This is a genomic window from Nocardia farcinica, assembly GCF_001182745.1.
GTDB classification, from domain to species: Bacteria; Actinomycetota; Actinomycetes; order Mycobacteriales; family Mycobacteriaceae; genus Nocardia; species Nocardia farcinica.
On the sequence record NZ_LN868939.1, the window covers coordinates 223,660 to 239,522 of the forward strand.

A 15,863-nucleotide genomic window follows, 5' to 3' on the forward strand; every position below is an offset into this window, starting at 1 on the left:
CAACCCCGGATCAGGCTCCGTACACCGGTTCCGGCGGCGCGGCCTTGGCGATGAGGTCGGCCACGACCGGGCCGAGTTCGGCGGGATTCCAGCGGGCGCCGCGATCCACCGCGACACCGTGCCGCCAGCCGTCGGCGAGGGCGACCTTCCCGCCCTCGACTTCGAACATGCGCCCCGTGACGCCCGCCGACTGGGTGCTGCCCAGCCACACCACCAGCGGGGAGATGTTCTCCGGCGCCATCGCGTCGAAGCCGGATTCGGGCTTGGCCATCATGTCGGCGAAGACGGTCTCGGTCATCCGGGTGCGGGCCGAGGGCGCGATGGCGTTGACGGTCACGCCGTAGCGGGCGAACTCAGCCGCGGCGGTGAGGGTGAGTCCGGCGATTCCGGCCTTGGCGGCGCCGTAGTTGGCCTGGCCGACGCTGCCCTGCAGGCCCGCGCCCGAACTGGTGTTGATCACTCGCGCGTCGACCGGGCGCCCGGCCTTGGCTTCGCCGCGCCAGTACTCGGCGGCGTGCCGCATGGTGGCGAAATGACCCTTGAGGTGGACCCGGATCACCGCGTCCCACTCCTCCTCGCTGAGGTTGACGAGCATCCGGTCACGGACGAAGCCCGCGTTGTTCACCAGCACGTCGAGCCGGCCGAAGGTGTCCACCGCCTGGCGGATCAGGTTGCGCGCACCGGCCCAGTCGGCCACGTCGTCGCCGTTGGCGACCGCTTCGCCACCGGCCGCGGTGATCTCACCGACCACCTGCTGCGCCGGGGTCTCCCCGGTGCTGTCGCCGTGCAGCGAGGTGCCGACGTCGTTGACCACCACGCGCGCGCCCGCGGCGGCGAAGGCCAGCGCGTGCGCGCGGCCGATCCCGCGTCCGGCGCCGGTGACGATGACGACGCGCCCCGCGCAGATCTGCTCGTCCATTCCGTTGTCCTCTTTCGTTGGTCGGTGCGGGATTGCTCGACGGTGCGAGTCAGGCCCGCTGCTGCTCGCCGTTGGCCGCGGTGGACGCGGCGAGGAAAGGTGGTCGTTCGCCGCCGCCGTGCACCTGCAACATCGCGCCGCTGATGTAGGCGGCCAGCGGGGAGGCCAGGAACGCCGCGGCGCGGCCGACGTCCTCGGGGCGGGCCAGCCTGCCCAGTGGAATGGTGGCGCCGACGGCCTCGATGCCGTCGCGGTCGCCGTAGTGCAGTTCGCTCAGTTCGGTCTCGACCGGGCCGACGATCAGGGAGTTCACCCGCACCTTCGGCGCCCACTCCATCGACAGCGATTGCGTGAGGCTGTCGACGCCCGCCTTCGCGGCGCCGTAGGCGGCGGTGCCGGGCGAGGGCCGGTGGCCGCTGAGGCTGGAGATCATCAGGATCGAACCACCCTCGGGCTGGTCCTGCATCACCGCGTTGGCGGCCTGCGAAACCCACAGGGCGGACATCAGATTCAGCTCGATGATCTTGGTGTGGAAGTTGACGCTCGCGGTGGCGGCCGAGGCGAAGGGCGCGCCACCGGCGTTGTTGACCACGTGGTCGAGCCTGCCGTGGGTGTCCACCAGCGTCTCGATCAGCGCGCGGACCGCGGCGGCGTCGCGCACGTCGCAGGGCAGGAAGTGGGCCTGCCTGCCCTCGTAGGTCACCGGCTGCTCACCCGGCCTGCGGGCGCAGGCCACGACGGTGGCTCCCGCGGCGAGGAACGCCCTGCTGATTCCGGCTCCGACGCCGCGCACCCCGCCGGTCACCAAGACGACGCGATCGGACAGGTCGATTTCGAGTCCCACCGTGCTAACCTACCAAGCAACTGCTTGCTTTGCCAACCACGAAGGGTCCGCGATGGGGATCAACCGTCACACCGAATCAACCGGCATCACCGTGGTCACGGTGGACTATCCGCCGGTCAACGCCATTCCGACCGACGGCTGGTTCGCCATCGCCGACGCCGTCCGCGCCGCGGGCCGCGACCCGGAGACCAAGGTGGTCGTGCTGCGCGCGGAGAACCGCGGCTTCAACGCCGGGGTGGACATCAAGGAGATCCAGAGCAAGCCCGGCCACCAGGCACTCATCGACGCCAACCACGGCTGCTTCGAGGCCTTCGGCGCCGTGTACGACTGCCCGGTGCCGGTGATCGCGGTGGTGCAGGGCTTCTGCCTGGGCGGCGGCATCGGCCTGGTGGGCAATGCCGACGTGGTGATCGCCTCCGACGACGCGACTTTCGGCCTGCCCGAGGTCGACCGCGGCGCGCTCGGCGCGGCCACCCATCTGGCCAGGCTGGTCCCCCAGCACCTGATGCGCGCGCTGTTCTACACCGCGAGCACGATCACCGCCCAGCAGTTGCACCACCACGGCTCGGTGTACCAGGTGGTGCCGCGCGCCGAACTCGACGCCGCCGCGATGGAGGTGGCCAAGAACATCGCCGCCAAGGACGGCCGGGTGATCCGGGCCGCCAAGCGCGCGCTCAACGGCATCGATGTGCAGGACGTGCACCGCAGCTACCGCTACGAGCAGGGCTTCACCTTCGAGCTCAACCTGGCGGGCGTCGCCGACGAGATCCGCGCGCGTTTCGACGACGACCTCGCCGCACGCAAGGCCGGAAACCAGGAGCAGTGATGAAAGACAAACGAATGTCGCTCGACGACGTGGTCGGCGAGCTGCGCAGCGGCATGACCATCGGCATCGGTGGCTGGGGTTCGCGGCGCAAGCCGATGGCGCTGGTGCGTGCCATCCTGCGCTCGGACCTCACCGACCTGACCGTGGTCACCTACGGCGGGCCGGACCTGGGGTTGCTGTGCTCGGCGGGCAAGGTGCGCAAGGCCTACTACGGCTTCGTCTCGCTGGATTCGACGCCGTTCTACGACCCCTGGTTCGGCAAGGCCCGCACCTCCGGTGAGCTGGTGGTCCGGGAGATGGACGAGGGCATGCTCAAGTGCGGGCTGCAGGCGGCCGCCGCCCGGCTGCCGTTCCTGCCGATCCGCGCCGGACTCGGCTCGGACGTGTTCACCTTCTGGGAAGGCGAGCTGAAGACCGTCACCTCGCCCTACCCGGGCCCCGACGGCACGCCCGAAACCCTCACCGCCATGCCCGCGCTCACCCTCGACGCGGCCCTGGTGCACCTGAACCTCGGCGACAAGCACGGCAACGCCGCCTATCTCGGCGTCGACCCCTACTTCGACGACCTGTACTGCCTGGCCGCCGAGCGCCGCTACCTGTCGGTGGAGCGCGTGGTGGAGACCGAGGAACTGGTGAAAACCGTTCCGCCGCAGCAGTTGCTGCTCAACCGGATGATGGTCGACGGCGTGGTCGAGGCGCCCGGCGGCGCGCACTTCACCCTCGCCGGTGAGGACTACGGCCGCGACGAGAAGTTCCAGCGCCACTACGTGGAGGCGGCCAAGTCGCCGGAGAGCTGGCAGACCTTCGTCGACACCTATCTGGCGGTCTCGGAGGACGAGTACCAGGCCGCCGTCCGCCGGTTCGCCGACCAGGAGGCGTAGATGAGACACCATCGCGAAGCACTCATCGCAGCCGACCGGGTGCGGGTGTCCCGCAGAACACAGGAGGCGTGATGACTACGACAGAGACCGTGACCAGGGCCGAGTACTGCGCGATCGCCTGCGCGGAGATCTTCGCGGGCGCGGGCGAGATCATGGCCTCGCCGATGACGCCGATGGCGACTCTCGGCGCCCGGCTGGCCAAGCTCACCACCGAGCCGGACCTGCTGCTCTCCGACGGCGAGGCGCTGCTGCTGGCCGAGACTCCCCCGCTGGGCGGCAAGGCGCCGGTCGAGGGCTGGATCCCGTTCCGCAAGGTGTTCGACGTGGTCGCCTCCGGGCGTCGGCACGTGGTGATGGGCGCCAACCAGATCGATCGGTACGGCAACCAGAACCTGTCGGCGTTCGGCGCGCACCAGCAGCCGAGCAGGCAGATGTTCGGTGTGCGTGGCGCGCCCGGCAACACCATCAACCATCCGACCAGTTACTGGGTGGCCCGGCACAGCAAGCGCGTCTTCGTCGACCGCGTGGACATCGTGTGCGGGGTCGGCTACGACAAGGTGGATCAGGACAACCCGGCCTTCCGGTTCCTGCACCTGCACCGGGTGGTGACCAACCTGGGCGTCTTCGACTTCGAGGGCCCCGGCCACACCATGCGGGCGCGCAGCCTGCATCCCGGCGTCACCCCCGAGGAAGTCGCGGAGAACACCTCCTTCGAGGTCGCCGGCCTCGGTGAGGCGCCGCAGACCAGGCAGCCCACCGCCGAGGAACTGCGCATCATCCGGGAAGTGCTCGATCCCAAGAAGATCCGCGAGAAGGAGGTGCCCTCGTCGTGAACGCACCGACCCCGCGACTGCGCACCGCGCTGACCGACCTGGTCGGCATCGAGCACCCGGTCGTGCAGACCGGCATGGGCTGGGTGGCCGGGCCGAGCCTGGTCTCGGCCACCGCCAACGCGGGCGGCCTCGGCATCCTCGCCTCGGCGACGATGACCTACGAGGAACTCGAGGCCGCGATCGCCAAGACCAAGGCGCAGACCGACCGGCCGTTCGGCGTGAACATCCGCGCCGACGCCTCGGACGCGAACGAGCGCATCGACCTGCTGATCCGCGAGCGCGTCAAGGTCGCCTCGTTCGCGCTCGCGCCCAAGAAGGACCTCATCGCGAAGCTGAAAGACGCCGGGGTGGTGGTGATCCCGTCGATCGGCGCGGCCAAGCACGCGGTGAAGGTGGCCTCCTGGGGCGCCGACGCGGTGATCGTGCAGGGCGGCGAGGGCGGCGGGCACACCGGCCCGGTCGCCACCACCCTGCTGCTGCCCTCCGTGCTGGACGCGGTGGACATCCCCGTCGTCGCGGCGGGCGGCTTCTTCGACGGCCGCGGCCTGGCCGCCGCCCTGGCCTACGGCGCCGCGGGCGTGGCGATGGGTACCCGATTCCTGCTGACCCAGGACAGTTCGGTGCCCGACGCCGTGAAGCAGGAGTACCTGAACCGCCACCTGCAGGACACCGTGGTCTCCCTCAAGGTCGACGGCATGCCGCACCGCGTGCTCAACACCGAACTGGTGCAGCGCCTGGAGCATTCGGGCCGGTGGCGCGGGTTCGCCGCCGCGGTCTCCAACGCGGCCCGGTTCAAGAGCATGACCGGCATGAAGTGGTCCACCATCGTCAAGGACGGCCTCGCCATGCGCAAGACCAAAGACCTCACCTGGTCTCAGGTCATCATGGCCGCCAACACCCCCATGCTGTTGCGCGCCGGCCTGGTCGAGGGCAACACCCAGGCGGGTGTGCTCGCGGCCGGCCAGGTCACCGGCATCATCGACGACCTGCCCACCTGCAAGGAACTCATCGAACGGATCGTCACCGAAGCCGAGGAACGCTTGGACGCCCTTGCCTCCCTCCGCGCCTCGGCCCCGGCCACCGCGGAATAGGGCTCATCGCCCCGGCCCCGGAACCCTTGGGTTCCGGGGCCCTTTCCATCCCCGGCCGAACTCGTTCTTGCTCCTGCTGACCCCGAGAGGTGGGACGGGCCACGAGCGCGTCGGCATGGTCTATGCCGGGGTGGGGGCGAAGCGGCGGCGGTAGGTGGTGGGGGTGGTGCCGTAGGCGGCGGCGAAGTTCTGGCGGAGGGTGACGGGGCTGCCGAAGCCGCAGGCCGAGGCGATGGTGTCGACGGGCCAGTCGGTGGTTTCCAGCAGGGCGCGGGCTTCGTCGAGGCGGCGGTCGAGGATCCAGCGGGCGGGGGTGGTGCCGGTGGCCTGCTGGAAGTGGCGGACGAAGCTGCGGCGGCTCATGCGGGCGCGCTCGGCGAGCAGGTCGACGGTGAGCGGGTGGTCGAGGTGGGCCAGGGCCCAGTCCAGCACCTCCCCGATCGCGCCGTCGGTGGCGGGGCGCGCGAGCGGGCGCTCGATGTACTGGGCCTGGCCGCCCTCGCGATGCGGGGCGACGACGAGGCTGCGAGCCACCCGCGTCGCCGCCGCCACGCCGAGGTGCTTGCGGACCAGGTGCAGGCAGGCGTCGATGGCCGAGGCGGTGCCCGCGGAGGTGAGCACGTCGCCGTGGTCGATGTAGAGCACCGAAGCGTCCACCGAGGTGTCCGGTCGGCGTTCGGCGAGCAGCGGCAGCACCTCCCAGTGGGTGACGGCCGCGCGTCCGTCGAGCAGACCGGCATCGGCGAGCGGGAAGGCGCCGAAGCACAGGCCCGCGATCGTCGCGCCGCGCCGGTGGGCGTCGATCAGCTGGTTCTTCAGGTCGTCCCCCGCGGGCGCGAGCGATTGCAGCCAGGAGGGCACGACGACGATGTCGGCGCTCGCCAGGATCTCCGGCCCGGCGACGTCCCCGATCGGGTAGCCCTCGGCGGTGCGCACGGAACCGGCGCGGTCGGACCACAGCCGGGTCTGCCAGTCCGCCGCCAGAGCGAGCCTGCCGACCTCACCGAACACCGTGAGCGGCACCGCGAGATGGAACATGGGGAACCCGTCGAAGGCGTAGACGGCGATCTGCATGGCGACTCCCGAGGTTGGCCCGATTCCATCGTAAGTATGCATCCGTGCCACTCGTGGCGGTGCGGCGGGTGCCGAAGAATCGGTCAGCGGCGCGCCTCACCGGGGCGCGCGGCACGTCGGAACGCCACGGAGGAACAAGCAGCCATGACCACAGCACACCGCGCCCTCGTCGTCGTCGATGTTCAGCAGGAGTACTTCGGCGGCCCGCTCGAGGTCCAGCACCCGCCGCGCGAGGAGTCTCTCGCCAACATCGTGGCCGCGATGGATGCCGCTGCGGCCCACAACATTCCGGTCGCCGTCGTGCAGCACCGCTCCCCCGAGGGCGCGCCGGTGTTCGTCGAGGGCACCCCCGGCTGGGCGCTGCGGCCCGAGGTGGCGCAGCGGATCACGCCGGACACCAAGCACATCCACAAGGTGTACGGCAGCGTCTTCGCGGGCACCGATCTCGCCGAGTGGTTGCGGGAACGCGGCGTCGACACCATCACCGTCGTCGGGTACATGACCAACAACTGCGACATCGCCACCGTGGTGGAGGCGGAGGGTCTGGGCTTCGCCGCCGAGATCCTCGCCGACGCGACCGGCGCGATCCACCTGGCCAACGAAGCGGGCGCGGTGTCGGCGCAGGTCCTGCACGAGACGTTGATGGTGCTGTTCCAGTCGAATCTCGCCGCCGTCGCCGGCACCGCGGAGTGGGTGTCGGCGCTGGCGTCGGGTGCGCCGCTGGGCAAGAGCAACCTGGTGGCCTCGGCACAGCAGGGGCAGTCGGCCGCGGCGCTGGTCTGAGCGCCGACGCGCCGGTCCCTGGCCGGGAACGGTGGCGCCGGCGCCCAGGTCGACCAAGGCGCCCTCACCAGGGCAACGGACCGTATTCCACCCCGTCGGTGGCGCCCCACCGGTAGCCCCACAGCTGACCGGTGGGGCCGTCGGCGGGCAGGGTGGCCAGGTGCACGATCGGCTCGGCGCCCTGCTCGGGGGTCCGGAACCCGGAGTTGTGGTTCAGATCCGTGGCGCAGTACCCGGGGTTGGCGGCATTGACCTTGATCGGGGTGTCCCACAGCTCCTTGGCGTACATGGTGGTGATCATGGTCAGCGCCGTCTTGGACGACGGATAGGTGATCGAGACCATCGGCCACATCGGGCCGTCCTGGTCGTTCATCAGCTGCACCGAACCGACCTCGCTGGAGACGTTGACGATGCGCGCGGCCTCGGCGCGGCGCAGCAGCGGCAGCAGCGCGTTGGTGACCGCGACCGGTCCGAACACGTTGGTCTCGTAGACGGTGCGCATGATGTCGATCGAGGTGGTCGAGGGCAGCAGGCCGGTGTCGAAGCCCCCGGTGATGGCGGCGTTGTTGACCAGGATGTCCAGCCTGCCGAACTCCGCCTCGAGGTAGGCGGCGGTCTCGGCGATCGTGGCGGCGTCGGTGACGTCCAGCCGGACGAACCGGACGTCACCGCCGTCGGCGGCCAGCTTCTCGGCGGCGGCGCGCCCGCGCTCGGGATCCCTGGCGCCGACCAGGACGGTGCAGCCCCGCGCGGCCAGGGCGCGGGCGGTTTCGTAGCCGAGGCCCTTGTTGGCTCCGGTGATCAGCGCGATGGTGGCGGTGTCGTTGTGCGTCATGGCCACCACGGTTGCAGCGCGTTCGGCGGCCGGGGAGGGCCGGGCGAGCGTGGTATCACCGGTACCACCCTGACCCGGTCGCGGGCGCGCACACTGGGAACATGGCGAACCGGACCGATCTGGCGGCGTTCCTGCGGGCGCGCCGTGCCGATCTGCAACCCTCCGATGTGGGGCTGCCGCAGACCGGCCCCCGCCGCACCCCCGGCCTGCGGCGGCAAGAAGTCGCGCAATTGGCGGGCATCTCCGTCGAGTACTACGTGCGCCTCGAGCAGGCGCGCGGCCCGCACCCCTCGGCGCAGGTGGTCGGCGCGCTCGCCAGGGCGTTGATGCTCACCGCCGACGAACGCAACTATCTGTTCCGCACCGCGGGGCACCCGCCGCCCGTCGTGGCCGGCCCCGATCGCACTGTCTCCCCCGCGGTCCGCACCATCCTGGACGGGTTGACCACCATGCCCGCCTATGTGGTCGACGCGAGCTACGACATCCTGGCCTGGAACGCCATGGCCGTGTTCTTCATCTCCGACCTCACCGACACCCCCGAATCCGACCGCAACATGGTGCGCTGGGCGTTCCGCCGCCCGGCCGACGACCCGAGCTGGTCGGATCCCGAGACCCTGCAGTTCGCCACGACCACCGTCGCCGACCTGCGCGCCGCCTACGCCCGCTACCCCGGCAATCCCCGCCTGTCCGCCCTGGTGACCGAATTGCTCGGCACCTCGACGCGTTTCGCCGAGATGTGGGCCGCCCAGGACGTCGCCGAACGCCGCAACCACCGCAAGTGCGTCACCCATCCGGACCTGGGCGTGCTCGAATTCGACTGCCAGGTGCTGCACCTACCGGACAGCGATCAGCGGATCATCGTGTACTGCGCCGATCCCGGCTCACCCGCCGAAGCGGTCTTCCGCGAACTCGCCGAAGGCACCCGGCCGCTCGTCCCCCTGGCGCTGCCGGGCAGCGAACGCCGGAGCTGACCGCAGCGATCAATCGCAAGCACACGCCGGGTGGGGTCCTCACCCGGCGGGGTTCGTGGCGCGCCGAGTGTTCAGTGCCGCTGATCCGGCAGGGCGGGGAGTTCGAGATTCTCGCGGAAGGTTCCGCCGACGTAGTCGGTGCCGACGATGCCGCGGCGGCGCAGTTCGGGGAGCAGTCCGTTGGTGACGAAATCCCTGGTCCGCGGATCGCCGAGCCCGCCGAGGCCGATGACGTCGAGGACGCCTGCCGCGTAGCGTTCCTCGACCGCGTCGGCGAGCTGTTCGGGCGTGCCTGCGGCCGCCCAGTGGCCGGTGTCCTTGGCAGCGATGATGAGTTCGCGCAGGGTGCGGCCGGAGCGGGCGAGTTCGGTGAAGATCTCGACCCGGCCGCGGCGGCGGTTCACCGATTCGACGGCGGGGAGCAAGGATTCGGGTAGCGGCTTGTCGAGGGGCAGGTCGGTGAGGTCGACGCCGCCGCCGAGCATGTCGGCCAGGCGCAGGCGGCCTTCCTCGAAGTCGGTGGCCTCGTCACGGTCGCGGGCCAGGCGGGCCGCCTCGGCTTCGGTGGCGCCGAACGTGGCGTGCAGCGAGCTGAAGATGAGGGGCAGGCCGTCGGGGCGACCGAGTTCCTTGGCTCTGGCGCGGATTCGTGTGGTGTAGTCCAGGGCGTCGTCGAGGGTGGCCAGCGAGGTGAAGACGACTTCGGCGAACCGAGCGCCGAGTTCGACGCCGCCCACCGACTGTCCGGCTTGGAACTGCACCGGCCTGCGCTGCGGCAGCGGTGGGATGTTGAGCGGGCCGGCGACGGTGAAGTACCGGCCGCGGTGGTCGATCGGGCGGACCAGGCCCGGGTCCAGCTTCGCGCCGCCCGCGCCGTCGGAGACCAGTGCCCCCGGCTGCCAGGAGTCGAACAGCGCGTTGACCACCTCGAGCGATTCGGTGGCGCGGGCATAACGCTCCTCGGGGCTGGGCAGCCCCTCGTCGCCGTAGTTCTCCTCGCCGAGGGAGGAGGTGACCGCGTTCCAGGCCGCCCGCCCGTTGCTCACGTGATCGAGCGTGCCGAACAGCCTGGCCAGGTTGTAGGGGTGGTGGAAAGTGGTGGTGACGGTGGCGATCAGCCCCACGTGCGAGGTGACCGCGCTCAACGCCGCCAGATAGATCAACGGCTCCTGCGCGCCGATGGCCCCCTGCTTACCGAAGCTGAGCAGGTCGGCCGCGAAGAGCGCGTCGATTCTGTTGTCCTCGGCGATCTTCGCGACGTCCAGCGCGGAGGCGAGCGTGGATCGGGCCGGGTCCACCGCCGCCGCGTAGATGTCCTCTCCCCCGCTCACCCCGGTGACGGTCTTCAGTGGCCTGCGACGCGTGTTCTGCTCTCCCACCCGACCGACGGTAGGCCGGGTGGAAGGCGGCCGAACAGGGTTGGCGTCCCGGTGATTCGGCGGGAATACGGCCTGGCGGCACGGGCCGTCACGGCCGAGCGGCCCGTCGCCACGTTCGATGTGTCAGGCGGACACGGGGGTCCATTGTTCGGCCGGGGCCCGGCCGGGCAGCGGCTGTCCGATCAGTGCCAGCGGGACGAAGAAGTTCACCTGCCCGATGGCGATGGCGAGGGTGGCAAGGGCCTTGTCGTCGTAGTACTCGGTGGCGAGGGCGTAGAGCTCCTCGGGGACCCGCTCACCCTGTGCTGTCGGTTGCAGCACCGCTTCCACCAGGGCGAGCGCGACGCGTTCCGCGTCGCTGTAGTAGGGAGCGTCGCGCCAGGTCGCGACCGCGGCGATCCGTTCCTCGGTTTCCCCGGCAGCGCGCAGGTTCCCGGCGTGCAGGATCGCCAGGTAGGTGCTGCCGACGACCTGGCCGGCCCGCAGTTGGACGAGGCCGATGGTGGTCCGGGGAATCGTCCCGTTGCCGGTGGCTTTGAACAGTGCGGCACCGATCTCGCCGAGTTCGGGGACGAGCTGCTGGGGGTTGGGCAGCCGGGAGCCGTCGCGCTGCTGGGTGGTGATGCTCATGGTGATACTTCCTTCTCTGTTGGGGTGAAAACTGTGTGGTCAGGCGGTCTGGGGGCGAGCGGTGGTGCCGAGGGCGCGCAGTGCGGCGGTGAGGGATCCGCCTCGCGGCAGCCAGGCGCGGGCGGCGAAGGTGGCGGCGGCGAAGAACACGGGCATCGCCCACTTGTCGGGGCCGTCACCGGCGGCCATGTGCGAGGCGGCGGCGCCGCCGTAGACGAAGACCAGCCCGGCGTAGGCCCATTCCTTCGTCCGCGGGTGCCCGGGGGTCAGGATCGCGGCGAGTGCGGCGGTCTTCGCGACGCCGAGGATGGTGGCGAAGTAGAGGGGATAGCCGAGGTGGTCGAAGGATTCGCGGACGTAGGAGATCCGGGCCAGATCCCAGTAGGCGCCCACGGCGGTTTCGGCGAGCACGGCGGTGACGGGGACCCAGCGGGCGAGTTCGAGGCCGCGGGTGAGCATCGTGGTGGTGCGAGTGGACATGGTCGTGTTGCTCCAGACAGTGAGAGGGGTGGTCGCTGGGGTCAGGCGGCGGTCGCGAGACCGGTGGTGGTCGCGGCGCGGTGCAGGGCGGCGGCGAGCCGGGCGTTTTCGGGGGCGTTGAAGGCGAAGGCGGCGCGGCGGCGGGTGTAGCCGTAGGCCAAGCCGCTGTGCGGGTCGGCGAATCCGTCGGAGCCGGCGGAGCCGGTGTGCCCGAAGGCGTGCGCGCCCAGGAAGGGATACAGCAGGGATTTGGCTTCGAAACCCAGCGTGTAGGCGACGCGATCCCCGCGCACCAGATCCGGACCGTGGGAATGGATGGCGGAGATGGTGGCGATGGTCTCCAGCGACAGCAGCGGTTCCCGATCACCGATGCCGGTGGTGGCCGCCGCGTACATCGCTGCCACGCCGTGCGCACTGCCGACCCCGCCGGCCGAACCTTGGCCGAGGCGGCGCAGTTTCGCGTCGTTGGGCAGGGCCATGACGTCGGCGGCGGTGAAACCGCGGGCGTTGAGGTTGTAGGACACACCCGCGATCCCGTGCGGATTGGGCGAGTTCGCGTCGAAGGCCGCCTCCATCTCCGGTGTGGCCCGCCAGGGCAGGATCGGCAGGTAGCGGTGATCGAGTTCGGCCGGCAGGCCCAGATACACATCTAGTCCGTACGGTGCGCGGATGCGCTGCTCGAAGTGCTCCTGGATGGTGCTTCCGGTGACCGCGCGCACGACTTCGCCGATGATGGCGTAGGTGACGAACCCGCCGTAGCCGTGCACCGACCCCGGTTCGAAGAAGGGTCGCTGACCGACCAATCGCTCGGCGACAACACGCTCGTCGGCGAGCTCGTCGACGGTGAAACCACCGTCGGCCCCTACCACTCCGGAGCGGTGGACCAGCACGTCACGCACCGTGATGCGGTCCTTGCCCGCTGCGGCGAACCGTGGCCAGTAGTGGGCCACCGGCCGGTCGACATCGAGGGCCGCGTCCTGGATCAGCAACGCCACCACCAGCCCGGCCGCGCCCTTGCTCGTGGAATGCAGACCCGTGAGGGTGGTGCCGGACACCTCGCGCCCGGCCCACAGGTCCACCACCTTCCGGCCCCGCACGAACGCGGCCAGCTGCGCACCCGATTCCCCGTCCTCCTCGGCGACGACGGCGGCGAACTCGGCGCGCACCTGCTCATATCCGTCGGCGACGGTGCCGTGTACTTCGATCGCTTGCACTGTGCTGTTCCCTTCGATAGCAGCTGATGGGGTTCACGCGGCGGGAGGTCTTCGGCTCCGGAGTTCGCCGCGATTCGACTTCTGGTGCACTGACGGACGGCGGTGGGTAAACGTGACCGCAGCACGAGAAGCAGCAGGTAGACCCGCTGGGTAGCCGGTCTGGGGCCGCCGGGGCCGTGTTCCCGGCCCACGACCCCGGCGGCCTGCACGCGAAAACGGTTAGGGTCACGTTTCCCGTCGCCCGTTCGTCATCGGTACGGGACGAAAACCGAGGAGGACCCCGTGCACGATGAGCAGTACCTGGCCGACCGTTTCGAAGAGCACCGCACCCATCTGCGGGCGGTCGCCTACCGGATGCTCGGCTCGCTCTCCGATGCCGACGATGCCGTGCAGGAGGCGTGGCTGCGGCTGGCCCGCACCGATACCGGCGATGTCGATAATCTCGGCGGCTGGCTGACCACCGTGGTGGGCCGGGTCTGCCTGGATATGCTGCGCGCCCGCAAGACCCGCCACGAGGAGCCCCTCGAGACCGAGCATCTGCCGGACCCGGTGATTCTCGGCGAGAACACCTCCGACCCGGAACACGAAGCACTGCTGGCCGATTCGGTGGGGCTGGCGCTGCTGGTGGTGCTGGAATCACTGAGCCCGGCCGAACGACTCGCGTTCGTCCTGCACGACATGTTCGCCATGCCCTACGAGCAGATCGCCCCCATCGTCGACCGCACTCCACAGACCGCGAAGAAGCTGGCCAGCCAAGCGCGCCGCCGAGTCCAGGGCATGACACCGGCCCCCGATCCCGACCTGCCCCGGCAACGCCGCGTCGTGGACGCCTTCCTCACCGCCGCCCGCGGTGGCGACTTCGACGAACTCCTGCAACTCCTCGACCCCGACGTGGTGCTGCGCGCCGACGCCGGCGAAGCGATGCGCGTGATCCGCGGCGCGGCCGCCGTGGCCGGGCAAGCCGAAACGTTCCAGCGCATGGCCACCCTCTGCACTGTTCACCCGGCAGTGGTCAACGGCGGTACGGGATTGGTCAACACCGTCGAGGGCGCCCCGTTCTCCGTCATCGGCTTCACCGTCGCCAACGACCGCATCACCGCGATCGACATCCTCTCCGACCCCGCTCGTCTGGCCCGCCTCGACCTGACCGCGGTGCTGAATTGACGAGGGCGGTCGGCATGCCGCTTCCCCGCGCGGCAGCCGTGCGCGGCGGCGAGTTCGCCCAGCGTGTGCCGGTCGGCCTCGGCGCCGACCGCGAGATTCAGCAGTCCGAGAGCGACCGTACGGTTCCGTCCGTCCGGACGCGGTCGCGGAAGTACCGGTAGTCGTCCCGGCTGACCAGGAGAGCGGCGACCTTGGTGGAGCAGTGCCACGCGCAGTCGCCGTGGAGTTCCAGTGCGTTCGCGGCGTCCCGAGGTGAGCGCGTCGGCCAACGCGGGTTGTCGTGGCGGTGCTCGTCGGCGGTGGCGCGGAGAATGGATGCCCGAGCGAGCGGGACGACGGCGCCGATCGGCGAGAGGCCGGCGGACGTAGGCGCGCCCCGCCGGGTCGGGTCGGGCCGACCAGGTGCGGGAGTTGTGTGCGAGTCGTTCATGAGTGATCGCCTAACGCTCAGCGGAGGGCCGGAGCCGACGGGGACGGAACGGGAGGAAAGACGACCGGCAGCGCTCGTAGGGAGCGATGGAACGGTCCCGGCCGCCAGCGGAGCCGGTCGACGGGAACCGCCAATCCGATTTCGGGCAGGACGTCGAGAAGCTGTTCGATCGCCGCACCGGCGATCAGCTCGACCAGGGCCCGCGCGGGGCAGCGGTGCGGACCCGCGCCGAAACCCAGATGCGACTCGTTGCCGAAGAGGTCGCCGCCCATCACGGCCGGATCGTTGTTGCAGGCGGCCAGGCTGATCACGATCGGCTGATGGGCGGGCACCCAGGTATCGCCGATGAGCTGCGGCTGCCGCGGGTAGGACATGCAGAAGTTCGCCAACGGCGGATCGCGGAACAACACGTAGGTCAGTGCCTCCCGAGTCGAGACCGCACCCGCGGCGACCCGGCCCCCGAAATCCGGGCGGCTCATCATCGACAACGCCGTGTTGGCGATCAGATTCGTCAACAGCTCACCCGCCGCCGCGCACAGGCCGACCAGCTGGTGGATCACTTCCGCGTCGTCCAGGTCGGCCGGGTGCGCGAGCAGCCAGGACGTGAGGTCGTCTCCCGGCCGGCCGCGCTTGCGGGCGACGAGCTCGCCCAACGCCGTCACCGCCAACCGGTCTCCCCGCGGAGCATCGACCGTGGAATCGAACATCATCGCGATCCCGGCGGCGGCTCGCGCGCCGATATCGGGATCGCACCCGATCAGCTCACCGATTACCTCGAAGACCAGCGGGCGCGCGTAGTCGCCGAGCAGATCGGCCCGACCCGCGCGGCTGAACCCGTCGATCAACCGCAAGGCGCTGCGCTCGACCCCGGTGCGCAGCGCGGCCGTGTTCACGCGGCGCAGAGCGTCCACACCGGCCGCGCGATACCGAGCGTGCCGACCACCGCTGCTGCGCTGGGCATTCGGACGCTGCCGCATCATCGGCAGGACCGGGCAGTCCGGCGAGATGCCGCGCTGCCAGGAGCTGGGATCGGCCGGGAAATGCTCTGGGTCGTTGAGGATCTTCAGTGCGGTCCAGTAGCCGATCACCAGGGTCGCGGGAACGCCCGGTGCCAACCAGACCGGCACCAGCGCTCCGAAGTGTGCTCGCATTCGGGCGTAGGCGGAGTGCGGGTCGGCTGCGAATTGCGCGGTGTAGAGCGGAACACGGGCAGTGTTGTCGGCGTCGGGTGGCGAGCCGCGTCCGATGGGGCATTTGCTGGGGGTAATGCTGTTGTGCGGGCCGATCGACGGGGAGGGCGCCGCCGGTTTCACGCCGTATCGGACGCTGGGGCGGTCGAGGTTGCCGGCACCCACTCGGCCGTCGTACCGAACCGAAGGACCGACCACATCAGCCCGTCGCCGACGGAACTCGTTGGGCTGCAATGGAAGCAGTCGCGCCGACTTTCGTGACGCGGCAAGGAACGGCACGAGCACGCCGAGGGCCGCCAGCGGCAGAACCGCAAGGAGC

The 15,863-nt window shown here is 70.4% G+C and carries 16 protein-coding genes; 7 read left to right on the forward strand and 9 right to left on the reverse strand.

Annotated elements, in window-relative coordinates:
* Window positions 1-10: 10 nt before the first annotated feature.
* Window positions 11-919 (reverse strand): SDR family oxidoreductase, encoded by a 909-nt coding sequence (locus tag AMO33_RS18140; protein WP_060593682.1) that lies wholly within the window; start codon window positions 917-919, stop codon window positions 11-13.
* 49 nt (window positions 920-968) lie between these two features.
* The gene (locus AMO33_RS18145; protein WP_060593683.1) at window positions 969-1,763 is read right to left on the reverse strand and encodes an SDR family oxidoreductase; all 795 of its coding nucleotides are present in this window, start codon (window positions 1,761-1,763) and stop codon (window positions 969-971) included.
* Window positions 1,764-1,815: 52 nt separating this feature from the next.
* Here AMO33_RS18145 and AMO33_RS18150 point away from each other — a divergent pair, with 52 nt between their 5' ends.
* The 4 genes from AMO33_RS18150 (at window position 1,816) to AMO33_RS18165 (ending at window position 5,394) form a co-directional block, all read left to right on the forward strand.
* Window positions 1,816-2,589 carry an enoyl-CoA hydratase family protein gene (locus tag AMO33_RS18150; RefSeq protein ID WP_011207042.1) on the forward strand — a complete coding sequence of 258 codons (774 nt, stop codon included), beginning with the start codon at window positions 1,816-1,818 and terminating at the stop codon, window positions 2,587-2,589.
* Window positions 2,589-3,470 carry a CoA transferase subunit A gene (locus AMO33_RS18155; RefSeq protein WP_179946654.1) on the forward strand — a complete coding sequence of 294 codons (882 nt, stop codon included), beginning with the start codon at window positions 2,589-2,591 and terminating at the stop codon, window positions 3,468-3,470. The genes AMO33_RS18150 and AMO33_RS18155 overlap by 1 nt, the downstream gene beginning before the upstream one ends.
* A gap of 71 nt (window positions 3,471-3,541) precedes the next feature.
* Window positions 3,542-4,303, forward strand: a complete 762-nt coding sequence (locus AMO33_RS18160) for a CoA-transferase subunit beta (RefSeq protein WP_060595028.1) — start codon at window positions 3,542-3,544, stop codon at window positions 4,301-4,303.
* Complete coding sequence (locus AMO33_RS18165; protein WP_060593685.1) at window positions 4,300-5,394, forward strand: NAD(P)H-dependent flavin oxidoreductase; 1,095 nt, start codon at window positions 4,300-4,302, stop codon at window positions 5,392-5,394. Before AMO33_RS18160 ends, AMO33_RS18165 begins: the two co-directional genes overlap by 4 nt.
* A 120-nt stretch (window positions 5,395-5,514) precedes the next feature.
* Here AMO33_RS18165 and AMO33_RS18170 read toward each other — a convergent pair whose 3' ends face one another.
* A complete protein-coding gene (locus AMO33_RS18170; protein WP_060593686.1) occupies window positions 5,515-6,468 on the reverse strand; it encodes a GlxA family transcriptional regulator in 954 nt (317 codons plus the stop codon).
* Between the two features lie 144 nt (window positions 6,469-6,612).
* Between AMO33_RS18170 and AMO33_RS18175 the strand changes: the two genes are divergently transcribed.
* Window positions 6,613-7,251: an isochorismatase family protein gene (locus tag AMO33_RS18175; protein WP_060593687.1), complete on the forward strand. Its 639-nt coding sequence runs from the start codon at window positions 6,613-6,615 to the stop codon at window positions 7,249-7,251.
* Between the two features lie 64 nt (window positions 7,252-7,315).
* On the opposite strand, the gene AMO33_RS18180 is transcribed toward AMO33_RS18175, so the two are convergent.
* Window positions 7,316-8,086, reverse strand: coding sequence for an SDR family oxidoreductase (locus AMO33_RS18180; protein WP_060595029.1), 771 nt, complete (start codon window positions 8,084-8,086; stop codon window positions 7,316-7,318).
* A 101-nt stretch (window positions 8,087-8,187) separates the two neighbouring features.
* On the opposite strand from AMO33_RS18180, the gene AMO33_RS18185 reads away from it, so the two are divergent.
* The gene (locus AMO33_RS18185) at window positions 8,188-9,057 is read left to right on the forward strand and encodes a helix-turn-helix transcriptional regulator (RefSeq protein ID WP_060593688.1); all 870 of its coding nucleotides are present in this window, start codon (window positions 8,188-8,190) and stop codon (window positions 9,055-9,057) included.
* 71 nt (window positions 9,058-9,128) lie between these two features.
* Here the strand turns inward: AMO33_RS18185 and AMO33_RS18190 are convergent, their stop codons facing one another.
* The 4 genes from AMO33_RS18190 to AMO33_RS18205 form a co-directional block, all read right to left on the reverse strand.
* Window positions 9,129-10,436 carry an NtaA/DmoA family FMN-dependent monooxygenase gene (locus tag AMO33_RS18190; protein WP_060593689.1) on the reverse strand — a complete coding sequence of 436 codons (1,308 nt, stop codon included), beginning with the start codon at window positions 10,434-10,436 and terminating at the stop codon, window positions 9,129-9,131.
* A gap of 123 nt (window positions 10,437-10,559) precedes the next feature.
* The gene (locus AMO33_RS18195; RefSeq protein WP_060593690.1) at window positions 10,560-11,066 is read right to left on the reverse strand and encodes a carboxymuconolactone decarboxylase family protein; all 507 of its coding nucleotides are present in this window, start codon (window positions 11,064-11,066) and stop codon (window positions 10,560-10,562) included.
* A 39-nt stretch (window positions 11,067-11,105) separates the two neighbouring features.
* The gene (locus AMO33_RS18200) at window positions 11,106-11,546 is read right to left on the reverse strand and encodes a DoxX family protein (protein WP_011207029.1); all 441 of its coding nucleotides are present in this window, start codon (window positions 11,544-11,546) and stop codon (window positions 11,106-11,108) included.
* Between the two features lie 41 nt (window positions 11,547-11,587).
* Complete coding sequence (locus AMO33_RS18205) at window positions 11,588-12,760, reverse strand: serine hydrolase domain-containing protein (RefSeq protein ID WP_060593691.1); 1,173 nt, start codon at window positions 12,758-12,760, stop codon at window positions 11,588-11,590.
* 282 nt (window positions 12,761-13,042) lie between these two features.
* Between AMO33_RS18205 and AMO33_RS18210 the strand changes: the two genes are divergently transcribed.
* Entirely contained in the window at window positions 13,043-13,924 is an 882-nt protein-coding gene (locus AMO33_RS18210; protein ID WP_060593692.1) for a sigma-70 family RNA polymerase sigma factor, read from the forward strand.
* A 447-nt stretch (window positions 13,925-14,371) separates the two neighbouring features.
* Here AMO33_RS18210 and AMO33_RS18215 read toward each other — a convergent pair whose 3' ends face one another.
* A complete protein-coding gene (locus tag AMO33_RS18215) occupies window positions 14,372-15,481 on the reverse strand; it encodes a cytochrome P450 (RefSeq protein WP_307582837.1) in 1,110 nt (369 codons plus the stop codon).
* Between the last annotated feature and the right edge of the window lie 382 nt (window positions 15,482-15,863).